Annotated in this window: 15 protein-coding genes and 2 pseudogenes; 6 read left to right on the top strand and 11 right to left on the bottom strand. The window is 67.6% G+C overall.

Features of this window, described 5'->3' with window-relative positions:
- The first annotated feature begins 1,023 nt into the window (after nt 1-1,023).
- From ABZY11_RS07510 to ABZY11_RS07500, 3 genes and pseudogenes are all read left to right on the top strand, one after another.
- A complete protein-coding gene (locus ABZY11_RS07510) occupies nt 1,024-1,413 on the top strand; it encodes a hypothetical protein (RefSeq protein WP_356478216.1) in 390 nt (129 codons plus the stop codon).
- A gap of 84 nt (nt 1,414-1,497) precedes the next feature.
- Entirely contained in the window at nt 1,498-2,007 is a 510-nt protein-coding gene (locus ABZY11_RS07505; protein WP_356478215.1) for an NUDIX hydrolase, read from the top strand.
- A 112-nt stretch (nt 2,008-2,119) separates the two neighbouring features.
- Nucleotides 2,120-2,332 (top strand): annotated as a pseudogene (locus ABZY11_RS07500) (gfo/Idh/MocA family oxidoreductase); the annotation flags it as partial.
- Between the two features lie 165 nt (nt 2,333-2,497).
- Here ABZY11_RS07500 and ABZY11_RS07495 read toward each other — a convergent pair.
- From ABZY11_RS07495 to ABZY11_RS07480, 4 genes are all read right to left on the bottom strand, one after another.
- Nucleotides 2,498-2,752: a DUF6332 family protein gene (locus ABZY11_RS07495; protein WP_356478214.1), complete on the bottom strand. Its 255-nt coding sequence runs from the start codon at nt 2,750-2,752 to the stop codon at nt 2,498-2,500.
- 26 nt (nt 2,753-2,778) lie between these two features.
- On the bottom strand, nt 2,779-3,111 hold the full coding sequence (locus ABZY11_RS07490) for an ATP-binding protein (protein ID WP_356478213.1): 333 nt from the start codon (nt 3,109-3,111) through the stop codon (nt 2,779-2,781).
- A 381-nt stretch (nt 3,112-3,492) separates the two neighbouring features.
- Nucleotides 3,493-3,903, bottom strand: a complete 411-nt coding sequence (locus tag ABZY11_RS07485; protein ID WP_356478212.1) for a hypothetical protein — start codon at nt 3,901-3,903, stop codon at nt 3,493-3,495.
- A gap of 30 nt (nt 3,904-3,933) precedes the next feature.
- A complete protein-coding gene (locus tag ABZY11_RS07480; protein ID WP_356478211.1) occupies nt 3,934-4,170 on the bottom strand; it encodes a hypothetical protein in 237 nt (78 codons plus the stop codon).
- 51 nt (nt 4,171-4,221) lie between these two features.
- On the opposite strand from ABZY11_RS07480, the gene ABZY11_RS07475 reads away from it, so the two are divergent.
- Both ABZY11_RS07475 and ABZY11_RS07470 read left to right on the top strand, forming a co-directional pair.
- A complete protein-coding gene (locus ABZY11_RS07475) occupies nt 4,222-5,232 on the top strand; it encodes a helix-turn-helix domain-containing protein (RefSeq protein ID WP_356478210.1) in 1,011 nt (336 codons plus the stop codon).
- Between the two features lie 103 nt (nt 5,233-5,335).
- A complete protein-coding gene (locus tag ABZY11_RS07470) occupies nt 5,336-5,770 on the top strand; it encodes a peptidase inhibitor family I36 protein (protein WP_356478209.1) in 435 nt (144 codons plus the stop codon).
- Nucleotides 5,771-5,905: 135 nt separating this feature from the next.
- Here ABZY11_RS07470 and ABZY11_RS07465 read toward each other — a convergent pair whose 3' ends face one another.
- From ABZY11_RS07465 to ABZY11_RS07435, 7 genes and pseudogenes are all read right to left on the bottom strand, one after another.
- Nucleotides 5,906-7,141: an IS701 family transposase gene (locus tag ABZY11_RS07465; RefSeq protein ID WP_189548265.1), complete on the bottom strand. Its 1,236-nt coding sequence runs from the start codon at nt 7,139-7,141 to the stop codon at nt 5,906-5,908.
- A gap of 78 nt (nt 7,142-7,219) precedes the next feature.
- Nucleotides 7,220-7,624 (bottom strand): annotated as a pseudogene (locus ABZY11_RS07460) (transposase); the annotation flags it as partial.
- Nucleotides 7,625-8,340: 716 nt separating this feature from the next.
- Nucleotides 8,341-10,800, bottom strand: coding sequence for a hypothetical protein (locus ABZY11_RS07455; RefSeq protein ID WP_356478208.1), 2,460 nt, complete (start codon nt 10,798-10,800; stop codon nt 8,341-8,343).
- A 1,297-nt stretch (nt 10,801-12,097) separates the two neighbouring features.
- Nucleotides 12,098-12,646: a GNAT family N-acetyltransferase gene (locus ABZY11_RS07450; protein ID WP_356478207.1), complete on the bottom strand. Its 549-nt coding sequence runs from the start codon at nt 12,644-12,646 to the stop codon at nt 12,098-12,100.
- The gene (locus tag ABZY11_RS07445) at nt 12,643-13,437 is read right to left on the bottom strand and encodes a GntR family transcriptional regulator (protein WP_356478206.1); all 795 of its coding nucleotides are present in this window, start codon (nt 13,435-13,437) and stop codon (nt 12,643-12,645) included. The genes ABZY11_RS07450 and ABZY11_RS07445 overlap by 4 nt, the downstream gene beginning before the upstream one ends.
- 51 nt (nt 13,438-13,488) lie before the next feature.
- The gene (locus ABZY11_RS07440; protein ID WP_356478205.1) at nt 13,489-14,166 is read right to left on the bottom strand and encodes an AAA family ATPase; all 678 of its coding nucleotides are present in this window, start codon (nt 14,164-14,166) and stop codon (nt 13,489-13,491) included.
- Nucleotides 14,163-14,900, bottom strand: a complete 738-nt coding sequence (locus ABZY11_RS07435; protein WP_356478204.1) for a GntR family transcriptional regulator — start codon at nt 14,898-14,900, stop codon at nt 14,163-14,165. The genes ABZY11_RS07440 and ABZY11_RS07435 overlap by 4 nt, the downstream gene beginning before the upstream one ends.
- Nucleotides 14,901-15,400: 500 nt before the next feature.
- On the opposite strand from ABZY11_RS07435, the gene ABZY11_RS07430 reads away from it, so the two are divergent.
- Complete coding sequence (locus tag ABZY11_RS07430; RefSeq protein WP_356478203.1) at nt 15,401-16,258, top strand: hypothetical protein; 858 nt, start codon at nt 15,401-15,403, stop codon at nt 16,256-16,258.

The following is a 16,258-nucleotide window of genomic DNA, read 5'->3' as shown; positions in this document are numbered from 1 at the left end:
GGACGCTTCCTCTCCACCGACCCCGTATACGGAGGCGGAGACAACCGCTACGCCTACCCCGGCGACCCCACCAACCAATACGACCTCGACGGACGAGCCTGGTGGAACCCGGTGCACGGGGTGAGGAAATGGCGGAAGCACCGGCAACGACACGCAAGCGCTGACATGCTGCACTCAGCCGTAAATTTCGGCCTCGGATTCTCGCCGGGGGGCTGGGGGCGCAGTTCAGCTAAGAGCGCCTGGAAACTTCGCAATATTCGGCGATCTTGCAGGGGCGGATGGGGCAAGGCTAAGTGCCTATGGAACGCTACCGGTGTAGCCAGCGTTGCTGACACCTACTGGTACGGGCGAAACACCTACCGGCATGCCAAAAGGTTTGCGTGGAATGGGCTTGCATACGTGCACAACAGTTTCACCCCGCGCTGGTATCCCCGGTACACATACCGGTCGTGGCGAGGACGATTCTGATGCGGGAGAATGACAGCAAGGGAATCCTTGCCCTCTTGGGGTGTTGGCTCCTGGTAGGAGGGATGGCTCTGGATACCCCTGAGGGGTCTGGCTATGCCTCCATAGCTCAGCAATCAATCTTCGTCATCTGCACTGTGGCCGTGGTCTGCGAATTTTTTCGAGTGATCCGCAAGCGTTGTACGCGGAACTGATCCAAGCAAATCACTCTCAGTGACGGCGCTGAGTCTTGTTGCATCTCTCCCTGACTGTGGCTCCGCCAATAGGCGGAGCCACAGTCCTATCTGGGCTGTCCCATGCGGAAGTGGTGGTTGCGCCGAGGAACGCGGCCACGTCGGCGGCTGCTTGATCAGTGGCATGGCGGGGTGGACGCCCACACACGATCTGCACGCCGGAGACGGGACTGCTGCCGGAGTAGTGCTCCTGCCGTCGCGGCCGAGACATCACAGCGGGCTGGTCGCCGACGCTCGTACCGCGTCGGGTCGGGTCTGCCGACTGATACTGAGCCCTGCCAAGTCTCGTGCTTTCGGGAACTACGCAGGTGTGTTCGGTGCGGACGTGGGCGACGAGGTAATGATCTGCCCCGGCGCGCTCCTGTTGGAGGATCTCACCCCGCGGGCCACCACCCCCGACGGGCGGCGCAAGGGCCCCGAGGACTGGAACCGTCACCCCGTCACCATCGGTACCGGGGCCACGATCGGGGCTGCGGCCGTCATCGCGCCCGGCGTCACCGTCGGCCCGCACGCCCTGGTCGCGCTCGGTGCAGTCATCATGCGCGACGTCCCCGCCCACGGCCTGGTCATCGGGAACCCCGCCCGACAGGTCGGCTGGGTATGCCGGTGCGGCCACCGTCTGGACGCGGCGCTGCGCTGTACCGACTGCCCGCAGACCCACCGGCGCGACGGCGACGAACTGGCCGCCGAGCCCCAGCCTGTGCCACTGGAGTGAGAAACACACCAGTTTGTCACTGTTCTGTGCCAGACAGCTGATGCTCTCCGAGCCCTGCGAACGGCACGGATAGCGTCCCGCTCCATGAGCACTGCGCATCTGCCTCCCGCCGAGTACTACGCCACCCTCCCCAAGATCATTGGTGGGGCAGGAGCAGGCATCCACGACGCCGCCGGCCGGGTCCTCCTGGTCAAAACGTCCTACGGTGACGGCTGGGAGGTCCCCGGCGGCGGGTTGGACCTGGGCGAGGACCCGCGGCAAGCAGTCCAGCGCGAAGTCAAGGAAGAGCTGGGCATGGACCTCACGCCGGGCCAGCTGCTGATCGTCGACTGGGTGCCCGAGCAGCCCGACGGCCGCCCCCCGCTGGTCAACTTCATCTTCGACGGTGGTCTGATCACCGAGGAAGAGGCGCAGCAGCGGGTGCACCTGGACACCGACGAGATCACCGCGTGGAAGCTGGCGGCACCCGACGAGTGGGACACCCTCCTCCCACCGCACATGGCCCGCCGCCTCCACGCCTGCGCCCGCGCGCTGACCCACAACACCACCCTCTACCTGCACCACGGATTCGACCCCACTCGACACCAGACCTGACGCCCCGCTGCCCCTTCCGGTCGCAGCGCGGTGCCCACCGGGCGTGGTCATCGCTCCGACTCCGGTGGGCACCAATGCCCGGATGAGCGATGTCAGCGCCGCCATCGCCCGCAGCCAGCTCCGCCGGCTCCCGGCCCTGACCGGCGGCGACCACGGCATCCTCGTCGCCGACACCCTCACCGCCGACCTCACCTACTGGGCCAACGGCTCCACCCGCACCCAGCGGGAGGCCCTCGCCGCATTCCGCGGCGTCACCGAAGGCGACGTCACCCGCTACGCAGTCCCCAAACAAGAACCCCTCGTCGTCGAGCACGAAGCCTTCCGCCTGGGCCAGCTCGTCTCCGGCATCTCCGACTCCAGCCGCTGATTCCCGGAGCACCCGATGGCCACCCGCCCCGAGCCACGCCGTGTCGGCGGGCGCATACCCAAACCGATGATTCGCGGCCGGTCTGCGTCTCGTCCCCCGGGCGCTTTCCGGGAAGGCCCGTAGTCAGTGGCCCATCCGGCGCTGCTCGTCGAACCGAAGCAGAACCCGTACCAGACGCCACACTCCGGCCATCGCTCCAAGCAGTGCGCCCCCTGCCAACACGCCTTTCTCTGTCGAACCAGAGAGGTCAAGGGCCAGGGTAAGAGTCCAGGCAACGGCAAAAATCACCCCAGCCAGCACGGCGGCAGTCACCAGGGCAAAAACGATCTCCACCGCCATTGCGTCCTTTTCCCACCGCGACTCACGCCCCATGTCCATGCTGCAAGTCTCACACCGCGGCCAAGTCACCGCGCCTGTGCCTGACTGCTGACTCTCACGGGCGGCTCGATCACCCCGGGCGCCCTGTTGCTGGTGATGATCAGCGAGCGTCCCTGCCGCTCGGAGACGAGCTCGTAGAGGTCGTCGGCCTGGGCTGTGGACAGCTGTCGCATGGCGAAGTCGTCGAGGGTGAGTACGTCGGGGCGGACGAGTTCGCGGATCCGTTTCTCCCAGGTGCGGTCCGCGTGGCTGCCGGCCAGGTAGGCGAGGATGCGGCTGGTCTTGGCGAAGCGGACGTGGGCGCCGTGGCGGACGGCGAGGTGGCCGAGCGCCTGGGCGATGTGGGTCCTGCCAAACACTGACGGGGGCGAAGAGGATGACCGACTCACCGGCGTGCAGCCCGCGCAGGGCTCCCAGGTCTCGGATCTGGGCGGCGGGCAGTTTCGAGGAGGCGGTGAAGCCGAAGCCTCCAGTGTGACCTGCTGCTCGAACTTCGCCTGCTGTAGGCGTACGAGCTGGCGCTGCGATGCGGACTTCCTGGTGTACGGGACGCCAGCTGGTTTCTGGAGCGAGTAGTACCGAGGCAGCGGCCGAGGCGACCGTGCCGAACCCTGACGAATGGGATGGCTGGAACTGCGGAGCCATCAACATCACGCCGGACCCGCCCTGGACACCCGCATAGGGCCAAACCTCTGTCCCCGTGCGCCCCGGTCCGTTGTCGGTCTGGGGCGCAGAGCGGCTCACTTATCTGACCGCTTCTCGATCTGGGAGACGGCATATCGGACAGCAACGTCATGGTGTTGCTCAAACTTCACGGAGGCGAGAAGGGCGGCGTCTCCGATTGAAGCGGTCAGATCGGCTACATGCTTTACCAAGATGAGTAGCTCCTGAGCATCGGAGCGCGTCCGTTGGATCTCCATGGCAAGGTGATCACTGATCTCGTTGACACGGAGTCCTGACTCCGCCCCTCCGTAGAGGGCTCCCCGGGTTGCCTCCCGCAGCCCGCGCGTCAGCATGCTTGAGACCTGGCCTACCAGTTCCAGATACTGGCTGAGCTCGAACGTGGTAGTGCATCCGGTAGCAGGTGGGGCCAACAGTTCGATGAGTTGAGTTGAGGTGGACTTCGCTTGCTGAGCGTTCTGGTCCGTCATGGGTCTCCGTGAGTCGGTTCGTATTGGCGGTCACGCGCTGCGGTTGGCGGTGGCCAAGTCCTCAATGTGGACGGCGGCCTCTTTGACGCGTCGGAGGACGGCGAGCGCCTGGACGCGCTCGGCCTGCCTCAGCCAAGTGGCACTGCGTCCAGCAAGCCCGCTCGCCACGGCGTTCAGGTAGTCACTGCCTCCGGCCTGCTGCAGTTGTTCCTGCTTGGCCAGTTCGGCAGCGACCGCCACCTGGTCGTGGGTTGGCGGCTTCGACATGGCTGAAGACCTGCTGTCCATGCCGGTCTCCGAATCTCGACCATAGGCAACGTGCCGAAATCTGACGCCGCCACATCCGTGTTCTCGTTGTCGAACAGTGCGCTCCCCGCGCGTGATCGCTTTGGCTGGTACATCGACGTCGTATGTCAGCGGATCGCCCCGCTCTCATTGGCCAGCCCCTACGCCAGGGACTTCACCGCACGGGTCGTGAGCACTGACCTTGGCGCTGCACAGCTGGCGGGGTTCTCCTTTCCCCCTCTGGACGCCGTTCGTACCCTCAGGCACATTCGGCGTGATGGCCCCGGCCCCGAGACTTACATGCTGGGACTCATTCAGCGCGTCCCCATGCAGGTGGCCCAGCAGCGCGAGAGCGTGGCCGTTGATGCTGGTGAGCTGGTGTTGTTCAACATGTCGCATCCGCTGGAGGCAACGTTCCCGGACTTCGGGCCGCGCGCTGTCGTCACGATTCTCCGACTGCCCCGAGCCTCATTTCCCCTGCCCAGTGATCAGACGGACCGACTGCTCGCCCGCCCGTTGTCCACACGCAGCGCCACAGGCTCTCTGCTGCGGCATTTCATGGGCTCTACTCTCGGTCAGGCCGCGGATCAGCCCACAGCTGAGAACCAGCGCCTCGGCCCGATTGCCGTTGACCTGGCGGCCGCGTTCCTCGCAGGGCATCTGGACGCAGGTAACCTCCTCCCGGCCGAGACACGGCGCCGAGCCCTGGTGGCGAGGATCGACGCGTTCATCGAGGCGAACCTCAGCGATCCAGGACTCACCCCAACTGCCATCGCCGCACAGCACCACATATCGGTCCGCGCCCTGCACCAGCTGTTCAGCAACGAGGCGGAGAGCGTCATGGCGACAGTACGGCGACGGCGGCTGGAACGCTGCCGGGAAGCCCTCGCCGCCCCCGTCCTGCGGCAGCAGCCGATCGGTGTGCTCGCCGCGCAATGGGGGTTCACCAGCCCGGCAGAGTTCAGCCGCGTGTTCAAGAGAGCCTACGGCGCGACCCCCAGGCAGTTCCGCCACGAAATATCGGCGGCGCAGTCTCCGCGCTGAATGCATACTCGCCGTGCGCTGGCGCCCAACCTCACAGACCTGCGGAGCATCACGATATGAGGACTCACGTGCACACCGCACGTGCCGACAGGAGGTTCATCTGATGCGCAAGCGTATTGCTCTGGCAGCGGTCGCGATGGTTCTCGCGTCTGCGACCGGGACGGCTGCAGCCCAAACGCCCTCCGAGAGCAAGGCGGCCGACGCTGTGGTGTCGATCCAGCCGATCAAGATAAGCGGTACGACCGGGGCGGAGGAGTGGAACAACTGCCTGCACGGCCAGGCGTGCGTATTCCAGAGCACGAACGGCACACCGCAGCTGTGGGTGGTGCCCTCGGTCGGCACCTTCAACCTCGCCAACTACGACATGAACAACAAGATCAGCTCGCTCTGGAACAGGAGCGGCGCCACCATGCAACTGTTCGACACCTACGGCACCACTGGTTGTTACAACCTCCTTGGGCAGTACGGCGCCTACGGGCCCACAGTCAACGTCCCGACAGGAATCAACGACCGAGCCAGCTGCCTGACGCTCTACTAGTAGTACTTCGTTAGGTTGGCTGGCTTGGGTGGTGTTCTGGCGGGGCTGGAGTGGGTATGTCGCGGTGGCAGGTGGGGCATGTGCCGGTCCATGCGCGTATGTGGTCCTGGAGCGTGTCGAGGACCTGGTAGGAGGTCAGGCCGGCGCTTGGGCTTTTGGGTCGAGGCGTCGGAGGGTGAGGAAGGCGTGAGCTGCGGTGACCAGGGCGGCGTGGTGGTGCCAGCCACGCCAGGTACGGCCTTCGAAGTGGTCCAGGCCCAGGCCGTGTTTCATCTCGCGGTAGTCGTGCTCGATCCGCCAGCGCATCTTTGCCAGCCGGACCAGGTATCGCAGCGGGGTGTCGGCGGGCAGGCTGGTCAGCCAGTACTCAGTGGGCGTCTTCTGGCCGGTGGGCCATTCGCTGAGCAGGGCCAGGGCGGGCAGAACCCCGCCCCAGGCGGAAGAGCCTCCCGCCTGGGCCATCGCATGAGTGCGGGCTGCGACACCGGCCGGACGCACATTCTGCACCCGGAATCTCGAGCGCATCGGACCTTGGGAACCTTTGCGCCAGGTCGCCTGCCGATAGGCCTTGCGACCGGATTCGGCAGCCAGGCCTTTCAGCGAGAGCGCCTTGGTGCGGTAGCGGGCGGCGGGCTTGCGTCCGTTCCCGCTCCAGGCGGGCGCGGTGGGCACAGCGTCGTACGGGTGGGCGGATTCATCCGCCCGCACCGCGACGACGAAGTCCAGGCCACGGTCGGTCAGAGCCTGCCGGAATGCGTTGTTCTGTCCGTACCCGGCATCCGCGACAATCACCTGCGGCGCAAGGCCCCAGGAGACCGCCTCGTCGATCAGGTCCAGGGCCAGCCGCCACTTCTCCCGGTGCCCCACTTCCTCAGGGATGCCGGCCCTGGACCGACGCGCGGTGTCGTCCTGCCACTGCTGCGGCACGAAAAGCCGCCACGAGATCGGCACGGAGGCGGTGTCGGACGCGGCATGCAGACTCACCGCAACCTGGCAGTTGGACTGCTTGCCCAGCGCCCCGCACCACTGCCGGGCCACCCCCACCGACATCTTCCCGTCCTTGGGGAACGACACGTCGTCGATCACCCACACCTCAGGATCGACTACCGGGACCGTCTTGACGGCCACCGCCCGCAACACCGCGGCGTGGTCCCACGGCGACTGGTTCACGAACTGCTGCAAGGCTTGCATGTCACCGTCCGGCAACCGCGCGGCCATCGGCTGGATCGACTTCCTCCGGCCGTCCAGCATCAACCCACGCAGATAGCAGTCACCCTTCGCCCGCTGATCCCGACGCGGCACGGACGCGAACACCTCAGCCACGAACGCGGCCAGCTCGCCCCGGAGTTGCTCGATCTCCCCCAAGTCCACACGAGCAGCATGCCTGACCCAAAATCCAAGATCAAATCAACCTAACGAAGTACTACTAGGGAGCGTATTTGGTTGTGATCAAGGGGCTGCTCGTGTGAGGTCCTTGATCCAGATCATCGAGGCGCGGAGGTGGAGGCCGGCGAGGTAGCTCCCCGGGGTCTTGTCGTAGCGGGTCGCAATGCCTCGCCATGCCTTCATCCTGTTGATCGCCCGCTCGACGGTGTTCCGTTCCTTGTAGAGCTCGGTGTCGTGACTGACGGGCCTGCCGCCCCCACTGCCCTTCTTCTTCCGGTTGGCGGCCTGGTCCTTCTTCTCCGGAATGACCGCCTTGATACGGCGTTTGCGCAAGTGGGCACGGTTGCCGCGAGACGAGTAGGCCTTGTCTCCGGCGACCGCGTCCGGCCGGGTACGGGGACGGCCGACAGGCCCGCGCACCCGCACCTTCTTCAGGACGGGGATGAACTGTGGGCTGTTGCCGGCCTCAGCAATGGGCTTCACCGACGCGGGGCGCGGGCCTGCCCGGTCGGGGGCAGGCTCTCCTGGCGGTTCTGGGAATGCCCGGCGGCTGAGTGCGCGCATCGCGGCGGTCTGCCGCTCCACCGCCCGGTCGATGGCCGTGTCTACCCGTGGTGCCGGTGTGGCGGCGCGGTGCGCCTTGATGGCACGGCGGTACCCGTCCGACGGGGTGCGGCGCTCCACCAGCGCGGCGAGTGCGGTCGGCTGTGGGGCCGGGGCGGCGGCCTCCGTGGCGGGGCCGGCCTTCATGAGCGCGGGCGCCAGGACGTGCAGGGCGCGGACGTTCGCGTTCGGCACTCGCTCGTTGGCCGCCGCGATCAGTTTCGGCGCGCTCCAGCGCAGCTTCGTGCCGCAGGCCGGGGCGTCGGGGACGACATCCAGGCGGCCGGTGTCCGCGTCGAACGCCACGGCCTGGGCGCGCCCGGCGAGTTCGGGCGCGGCTGCGGCGAGGATGGTGTCGAAGTGGGCGAGGACGCTTCCGCCGGCGGTCGGGGCAACCATGCCGCGCTCGGTCATCATCCGGCTGATCGCGCTGCCGAGTCCGAGCGGCTCGCGCCCGTCGCGCCGTACGGCGGCGCCGGTGCGCCGCTTCGGCTTCTTGCTGGTGGTGCCGTTCTTCTTGGCCGCTTCCCGGGCCGCGACCAGGGCCTGGCGCGCGAGGTCGACGCCGCTCAGCTCGGTACTCACGCGATCACCGCCCCGGCCGTGTCGTCGTCCAGCGGGCGCGCGGCGAGCTCGGGCAGCCGGTCCGTCCACGGCGCGGCCGTGGCCGTCTCGGGGCGGGCGGCCTGCTCGTGTAGCTGCTCCAGTCGCTTCGCGAGCAGGTGTTCGGCGGTGCGCTCCCGTGCAGCCTCCGCTTCCCTGGTCGCGGCGGCAACGGCGTCCGCACCGGTCGGGTTGTGCTGGAACCAGCGGCGGCCCTGCTCGGTCTTGTACGCCCGCCGGGCCTCCGCCTCGGCTTCCGAGGTCCGGCCGAGCCGTCCCAGCGCGCTGGTGCGGTACTCCGGCAGTGCCTGCTCGACAACTTGGAGCGCGGTGAAGGCGAGCGCGGACGCCGCGGCGACCGGCTCTGCCTCCAGGTCGCCTGGCTCCATCAGCCCCAGGAACTGGTGGGTGGCGGCCTCGACGGCGGTGGTCAGGTGTGCTCGTACGTCGGCGGCGACGGCGGTGACGGCGGCCGGGTCGGTCAGGTCGGCGACCCAGGTGGCCGCGATCATCCCGGCCTCCACGATCAGGGTCTCGGTTCGGCGCCGGTAGCCGCACGCCTCGCACAGCCCGGCCGACCACTGCTGCCCACAGTCCTCGCATGGGAGGACCTGGCGGGCCGTGTCGGCGGCGGCCGCCGCCTGGCGTTCGCGTTGTGCCTGTTTCTGGGCAGCGGCACGGGCCTCGTCCCGGCGGGCCCGCTCGGCCGCAGCCTGCTCGCGGCGCCACACGAAGTCCTCCGCATCGATCGCGGCGAGCTCGCGGAGCCGGTCCTCGATGACCCGGCTGCGCTCGGTGTCGGCGAGGCCAGGCTGGTCGCGGTCGACCTCCGCGGCAACCTGGGCACGACGGGCCCGCCGGGTGTGGATCACGTTGCCGCAGTTCTCACACCCGGTCCCGGTGTCCAGCCGGATCCCGTCATCGCACCGACGGTCCGAGCACGCCTGACGCTGCACCAGGCCCCGCCCAATCAGCCACCCGTACGGGCCGGTGACCATGGCCTCGCCGCCGGTCTCCGCCAGCCGGTCGGCCAGCCGGTCGGCCAGCAACCGCGGCGCGGCACCCGGCAGCGCCAGCAAGCCCTCCAGGCGGGCCAGCTCTGTCTTCGCGGCCGCCTCCACCTGGTCTTGCTGCCAGCCACTCAGCCGCTCCCAGAGCCAGGCCACCGGCCCCAGGGCCACCCGCAGACGAAGATCAGCCGGAAGGCCCACCCTCCGCTGCTGCTGCGCCTTTCCACCACCCACGGCCTTCGGCCGGCCACCGGCACCAGCCCCGGCAGCACGCTGCCCCACCTGTTCATCGACCCGGGACTCCTTGGGCTGTTCCCCGCGAAGCGGGCCGCCCTCAGCCACCGGCGACGCCGAACCGGCAGCGGCGTCCTCGCTGTCGACGGCCTGGTCCTCGCGCATGCACGCGCGCTCCGGCCGACGGCCTCCACCCCCGCGGCCTTCGCCGGAAAAGCCACCAGAGGGCTGCGGGGGAACTACGGGAGTAACCACGGGAGAGTGATCAGTGTGAAGGGTTGCCGTAACGCCGGGGCCTCCAGTTTCCGCTCCCACGCCCCCCTCCGCCTCGCTGACGTGCGATTCCTCTTCAACCCAAGGGGCCTCATCAGCCCCTGCCGTAACAACGGGGCCTGAAAACTCGGGCTTCGCGGTCTTCGCATGCCCCTTCCGGGCATCGCCGGTGACACCCTTGGGTGCGTGCGCGGCGGCCACCGCCGGCACCAACAGCCGCGACCGGTGCCCGAGACCAGACGCCGTCCGCACCCGCGGCCGCCGCACCAGACCCCGGACCTCCAGCCGCTCCAGCACCTGCTCCGCGGCCGAGGCTGAACAGCCCAGCAGTCGGGCCAGGGTCGCCGCCGGCCGACCGCGCCGCGTGTCCACCACGCCGCCGCACAGACCCACCCGGCCTGTCTCCCGCGCCTCCAGTACCAGCAGCAGCAGCGCCAGCCGGTCCGTCGCCGCACCACGGCCCGTACGGCCCGCGATCAGCCCGGCCGCAGTCACCCGACCGTCCCGATGCGTCCAGCCCGGTGCCATCACGGCCTCCAACAGCCGGAGCAGCGTTGCCAGCTCGCTCTTCTTCAGGTGCAGCGGGTGCCCGACCACCCCATGGGCTTCCCACATAGGCAGCAGTCGGCACCGCAGGGCATCGTCCTGCCCGAACTCGCCCGGCTCCGTTTCCACTTCGACCATCCCGGACCGGCGCAGGCCCGGCACGACCGAGCTGGCGGTGCGAGACTTCGACAGGCCGATCCACCGGCCCAGCTCACCCGTGCGGATCACCACCTCACCCGTCTCCGAAGGCGTCCTCGACGCCAGCACGATCACAGCCAGCCGGACCGAGTCCAGCTCGCCCTCCAGACCGCCCGCGCCCAGCAACGCACGCACCGCGCCACCCAGCCGGGCCTGGGCATCCGAGCCCAGCGCCAACGGATGACCCGGACCACGCACCGGCGCCGGAACAGGACCAAGAGACGTCCTGACAGAGCGAGGCCCCGGCAGAAATCCACCAGCGGCCTCCGCCGCCACGGCACTCACCGGACCCCCACGAAGACGGGGGCAACCATGCTCATCACTGCCATGCGCCCGGTATATGCGCTAAAGCGGACACCCCCGCCGAGAGCGCCAGCTGCTCCCGCCCAGTGGGCAGGAACCTTCAAACGGGCCCCGCCACACGGGAAACCGTCCTTGCGAGCCCTGACTCGCGCCGGTGCCAACCGCAGCCGACGCTGCGGACCGTCGTCGACGGAGATGTCGATGACCTCGGTCAGCGGGCGCATGAGCGGGACCGCCGGGGCGGCAGGAGCAGAAGTGGTTGTCACGCCTGCTACAGGTGCCGGCGAGGGCGTTGGTGTGACACTCCAACCGGAAGAATCTTCGTGATTAATGCCGCGAACAGGGCGAAGACGGTGCGCGAATCCCGTCACATGGGAAGCATCAGAGGCTCGAACCGGTGTGAATCGGACACAGTCAAGCTGACAAGGGACACCACTCTCAGGCACTATGAGAAACGACCTGCTCTCCATATAGCTGGATCGGCCAGAGCCCTCGGGCCCGGCCAAACCGGATGTGTGGATGTGTCGGGTAGCCCCCTCCGTGAGGAGCGGGCTCAGTACGAAGGCCCAGAAGCGATCTCCCTTCGTTTCGTTGGTGGACTTGGTGCTGGTGTTTCGAAGCTCTTGGCGGGGCCTCGAAACGGTGAAGCCACTTCGGTGGTGAAGCGGTACTTCGGTACTGCGACCGCGAAGCCCCTTGGCGGGGGCCCGCGGGTACTGCATTGGCCCTGATAAGGGGCCGGATACAGAGAGCGGCTTGATAAGCCGCGGCTCAGGACCGGCGGGAACCGGGATCTGAGCAGCCGACGCGGGTGGTTAATCCGGTCGGTAGACGGGCCGCGCGAGGCCAGCGGATTGGTAGTCCGCTTCTCGGCGCGCGCGGCCAGAGGCCGTTAGGTCATGCCCGACCCCCTTCGAGTGAGAGTGGAGTCGGCGCATGTCCAAAGCCAGCCCGACGGGGTGATCGCGAGAGGGAACATCGTCCGACGCGGGAACTCTGCATCCCGCGATCACCTCCCATCAGGTGTCGCCTGAACGGCGAGTTCCGTTGAAGGCCCCGGGATTCTGCACGATCCTGGGGCTTTCGCCGTTTTCGATTTCCCACAGCCTAGCCCCAGGACCGGACGGAACCGTCGGTAGAAGCTCCGTAGCTTGCGCGTTCAGACTGGTGCTCAAGCTTCGTGCCCTTCCGTGAGGTCGACGTCAGGCCAGCCGGATTCGGATCGCGCGGGCCGTTGGGCTACCCATCCCGAGCCGCCGACTTCTGGGTCGTTTACTGTGCGTACGTGCCGGAAGCCCTGGTCGAGGTAGTACGCCTGGAGCTGCGGGTTCGTGGTCCACGCGTCAAGGCGGAGCCAGCGCGCGCCCGCTAGCGCTGCACGATTCCCGGCCCAGTCCAGGATCCGGCCTCCCAGGCCAGTCCCCGCGTGCGCGCGATCGACTGTCAGCTTGTGCACGTACAAGGCTTCATCGAGCCGCTCCTCGTGAGTCCAGAGCAGGTCGTCGGCCTCGCGGTCCAGGGTCACGGTTGCTGCGGCGTCGGCGGCCACGTGCTCCTTGAAGAGGTAGACCTCGCCGCGGGCAATGCTCGCGGCTATCTGCTCGGGCGGGAAGGAAAGCGACCACTGGTCGATTCCCTTCGGCCGCAGCCAATCCGCCGTGTCCGTCCGGAACTTGATGAGTCTTGTCAGGTCGCCCGGCTCGGCGCGTACGACGATCATGCGCTCGACTCCTCGGACGGCTCCTGGGACACGGGGCGGGTCCGCTCGTAGACGATCACGTGCCTGTCGCTCGGGAGGATATTGATGGTGACCTGGATCGGCTGACCATCACGGTCGTGAGCCGTTGAAATCAGCTCGGCGACTGGCAGCGGGTTCTTGGCGTCGAGCCCGAGCCGCTCAACCTCGCGCGGTCCCGGCATCCGGGTGTAGATCTCGTCGAGCGCCTCGACCAGTTCGTGCCCCAGTTCCGCAAGGACCTGGTTGGTCCCGCGTGCGACGCTGCCTTCGGTCATCCACTCGCTGCCCTCGACCAGGGATGCCCGTACGTACGAGTCGTCGGTGTAGAACGGCTCCCCATCCACGTACGAGGTGCGACGGCGCAGCGCCACCAACTCGCCGTCGGTCAGCTGGAGGCGGCGACGCACGGGCTCATCCGGCAACAGTGTCTGCATCTCGATCGTCTGCGACCCGTCGCGGCCTTCGGCATCAAGGAGGCTCCGGAAGACATCGACGTGCGGCAGCTTCTTACGAAATTCTGCCTGCGGACGATAGACCAGTGGCTGCCAGGCGCGAACGTAGACGCCGGATCCCTGTCGGGACCGAACCAGGCCGGTGGACTTCAGCTTGATGATCGCCTGCCGGATGGTCTCGCCAGTTACGCCGTAGCGGGCCGTGAGCTCGCGAGTGGGAGGGAGCCGGTCTCCGGGCTTGAGCTGCCCGGAGTCAATTTGTGCGCGCAGGTCGTCAGCGATCTGCTGAGCGCCTACGCGACGTCGATCTTGAGCAGTCATGCTGAGAGAGTACACGATTTCACTAGTGAAATCTTCTCCCTCTGGTTGTCCTCATCGACTTCCCTGCGTCAGCCCGGTCAGTACTGATGCAAAACACCCGTCGTAGACCACGTGCGGCTCATCGGCCCCGGGGGCGGCGAAACGGTTCGCGTGGCGCTCCAGGTCGTCCCGACTGAAGTACATCGCGTTCGGGTCGTCGAAGGTTGACTCGTTGCGCTGCTTGATCCGATTCCATAGGGCGTCGACCTTCCCGGGAAGGTGCACCAGCGTCACGACGGCCCCTGCGTCCTGGCCGATACGGGTCCACTCTTGGCGCTCGTCGCCGGTCCAGAGCCCGTGGTCCAGGACCACGTCCCGGCCGGCGCCCAGCGCGGCACGCAGCTCGACGGCGATCTCGGCCAGGATGGGGCGTTCCCGAACCTTGTACTGCCCACGCGGGAAGTCCCGCCCGTAATGGCCGTGCTTCCGCCAGACCCTCTCATCGGGGCACAGGCGCAGGAAGCCTTGTTGCTCCAGCTTGTGGGCCAGCGTTGTCTTCCCCGCGCCGGGGAGGCCGGCCATCAGGACGAGCTTGGCCGAACCGGTTCGGCCCGCCAACGTCCGCGTGATTCTGATCATTTCGACCTTGTGATCCGGGGCCAAGGTGCCAAGGCGCTCTGTCTGCAGGAGAGCGCCGAGGCGATGCTCCAGCACATGGGTGAGGGTGTCGTCGAGGGGCAGGGGGATCATTCGCTGACCTCTTCCTTGGTCCACCGGCGGCCGGGGCCGCCGACGTCGACGCCGTACTCGATCGTCAAGCCGCTGGTGTCGATGATCCGGACCGTCAGGACGATGACTGCGGCCTGAGTGTCCTCGGGGATTTCAAGAAGCCCGGCATCGGTGGCTGTGGTGGTCCTGGCCCACATGGAGCTGTGCCGACGGGCAACCGGGCGGCCGGTGTGGCGCGTGATCAGATCGATCGACGTGCCGCCACTTAGCCGGCGCCCCATGGCGAGTTCGGGCAGTCCCTCGGCAAGTCCCGCTGGAATCCAGGATGTTGAGTGGCTAACGACGCTGCCGTCGTGCTCGTCGCGATAGGTCCGGCTGCGCCGTAGCACCAATCCGCCAGGCTCAATCTCCAGAGCCTCGGCCACGTCTTCGGGCGCAGCGATGAAGCCTGCCATATGCGAGTCGGAACGTTCCCCGGCCCTCCACGACGACCCGGTGATCTTGCTGCGCTGCTCGCGTTCGGCGGCGGTCGCCAAGGTGGTGCGTTCCCGCACGACTGTGCCGTGGCCCCGGGATGCGATCACGAGGCCATCAGCCTCCAACGCCTTATACGCGGCGTGGACTGTTGATTTCGAGCCCTTCCCCGCGCTGACCAAGTCTTCGATCTTAGGCAAACGATCCCCGGGCGTGTACGCGCCACTAGTGATCTTCGCAGCGATCTCGTCGGCAAGGGCTTTCCACTTGGGCGGCGGCATCCGGCGACCTCCTTCTCGGCATCCAGTGAATCACAATCCTGGGATTAGGGAACAGAACCCATCAATCCCGGGAATGTGACACCGGATGCGCTTGACCGAATGTCGCAATCCTGGGAATGTGGCGACGTTGTGTGAGCGGTACTCGCGAAGCGTGACGGCGTAATCGCGTGATGACGGTGTGATTTCGCTAGTGAAGTGGTTGACGGGGTGCGGGGACTGGCGTACGGTCTTGCTCGTCGCAGATTTCACTAGCGAAATCCGCTGCTGTGTCACCTGCTCACCGCACCACCGCAGGAGCCCTTGCCCCGATGGGGGAGGGCCGGGGTTGATAGCTCGACCAAATCCCCCGGATCGGTCCTCTGACCGAGCGCTCCCGTGCACATCGCATCGCATCGCTGATGCGTTGTCCGTCCTCCAGGACTGCCGGCCTCAGCCGTACGCCTGGTGGTCGGAGAGCCCACCGCGACGCACCTCTTCTCCCCCAATACGAGGAGCTCCTGATGACCACTCCCCTTGCACAGCCCGAGGCCCGCAAGCGCCGCCGTAAGACCCGCACACGGAACGTCAGCAGCCTTCAGCCGATCGTCGCCTCCGACCTCAAGGTCACCCACATCGACCTGACACCGGGTAAAGAAAGCCTCGTCTGCCCGTCCTGCGAGCGATGGACGCCGATCACCGGGATGCTCGGCACGCCGAAGCTCGTGCCGCACTCCACGAAGCGCTACCGCAACACCGAATCGCCCCGCTGCCAGCAGGGCACCAACCGCCGCGTCAACATCGACGTCGACGTCAACGACTGGCGCACCGACCTGGCCGAGGCGGCCCCGACCACCGCGTCCCGCCGCGCGACCAAGGTGCTCCCCAAGCCCAAGTCGACGATGGCACCGGCCCCTGTGCACCAACTCGCAGTCACCCGCGAGCAGCAGGTCGTCCCCGCCGGGGCCCTGCTGTTGCCGCTGCTGGACCGGGCCCGCCGTACGGTCATCGCGCACCGCGCCACGTGCGCGACGTGCGGGGCCGGCGGCCGATGCGGCACGGCCCGCGAGCTCGAGCTCTGGCTCCGTGAATTCGAGGCCACCGCCGTGCTCTCCCGCGAGCAGCAGGCGCTCCGCGACCGCCGCGCCGCCGAGCAGCAGCGTGCGGCGCAGCAGGATCATGTCCGCACCCATCGGCGATCGTTGCGGAAGGTGCTCCCGCGCGTGCACCGGGCCGACATGCAGCGTGTCCACGACGCCCTGGAGGCGCAGCTCAAGCAGCTGAGCCCGAAGCTGACCCCGTGGGAGCGCGCCGATCTGGAGAGTGCAATCACGCTGCTCGAGCACCAGCTGCAGCAGGTCAAGAAGCAGGTCAACCGGTAG

This window comes from Streptomyces sp. NPDC006510, from assembly GCF_040611955.1.
Classification (GTDB): domain Bacteria; phylum Actinomycetota; class Actinomycetes; order Streptomycetales; family Streptomycetaceae; genus Streptomyces.
The sequence above is the reverse complement of the archived record's forward strand: the minus strand, read 5'-3'. Positions and strand labels throughout refer to the sequence as shown.

Coding starts and splice junctions, on each gene's coding strand:
- ABZY11_RS07505 (WP_356478215.1), top strand. CDS start 1,498: ATGAGCACTGCGCATCTGCCTCCCGCCGAGTACTACGCCACCCTCCCC.
- ABZY11_RS07495 (WP_356478214.1), bottom strand. CDS start 2,752: ATGGACATGGGGCGTGAGTCGCGGTGGGAAAAGGACGCAATGGCGGTG.
- ABZY11_RS07485 (WP_356478212.1), bottom strand. CDS start 3,903: ATGACGGACCAGAACGCTCAGCAAGCGAAGTCCACCTCAACTCAACTC.
- ABZY11_RS07480 (WP_356478211.1), bottom strand. CDS start 4,170: ATGTCGAAGCCGCCAACCCACGACCAGGTGGCGGTCGCTGCCGAACTG.
- ABZY11_RS07470 (WP_356478209.1), top strand. CDS start 5,336: ATGCGCAAGCGTATTGCTCTGGCAGCGGTCGCGATGGTTCTCGCGTCT.
- ABZY11_RS07450 (WP_356478207.1), bottom strand. CDS start 12,646: ATGATCGTCGTACGCGCCGAGCCGGGCGACCTGACAAGACTCATCAAG.
- ABZY11_RS07445 (WP_356478206.1), bottom strand. CDS start 13,437: ATGACTGCTCAAGATCGACGTCGCGTAGGCGCTCAGCAGATCGCTGAC.
- ABZY11_RS07440 (WP_356478205.1), bottom strand. CDS start 14,166: ATGATCCCCCTGCCCCTCGACGACACCCTCACCCATGTGCTGGAGCAT.
- ABZY11_RS07435 (WP_356478204.1), bottom strand. CDS start 14,900: ATGCCGCCGCCCAAGTGGAAAGCCCTTGCCGACGAGATCGCTGCGAAG.
- ABZY11_RS07430 (WP_356478203.1), top strand. CDS start 15,401: ATGACCACTCCCCTTGCACAGCCCGAGGCCCGCAAGCGCCGCCGTAAG.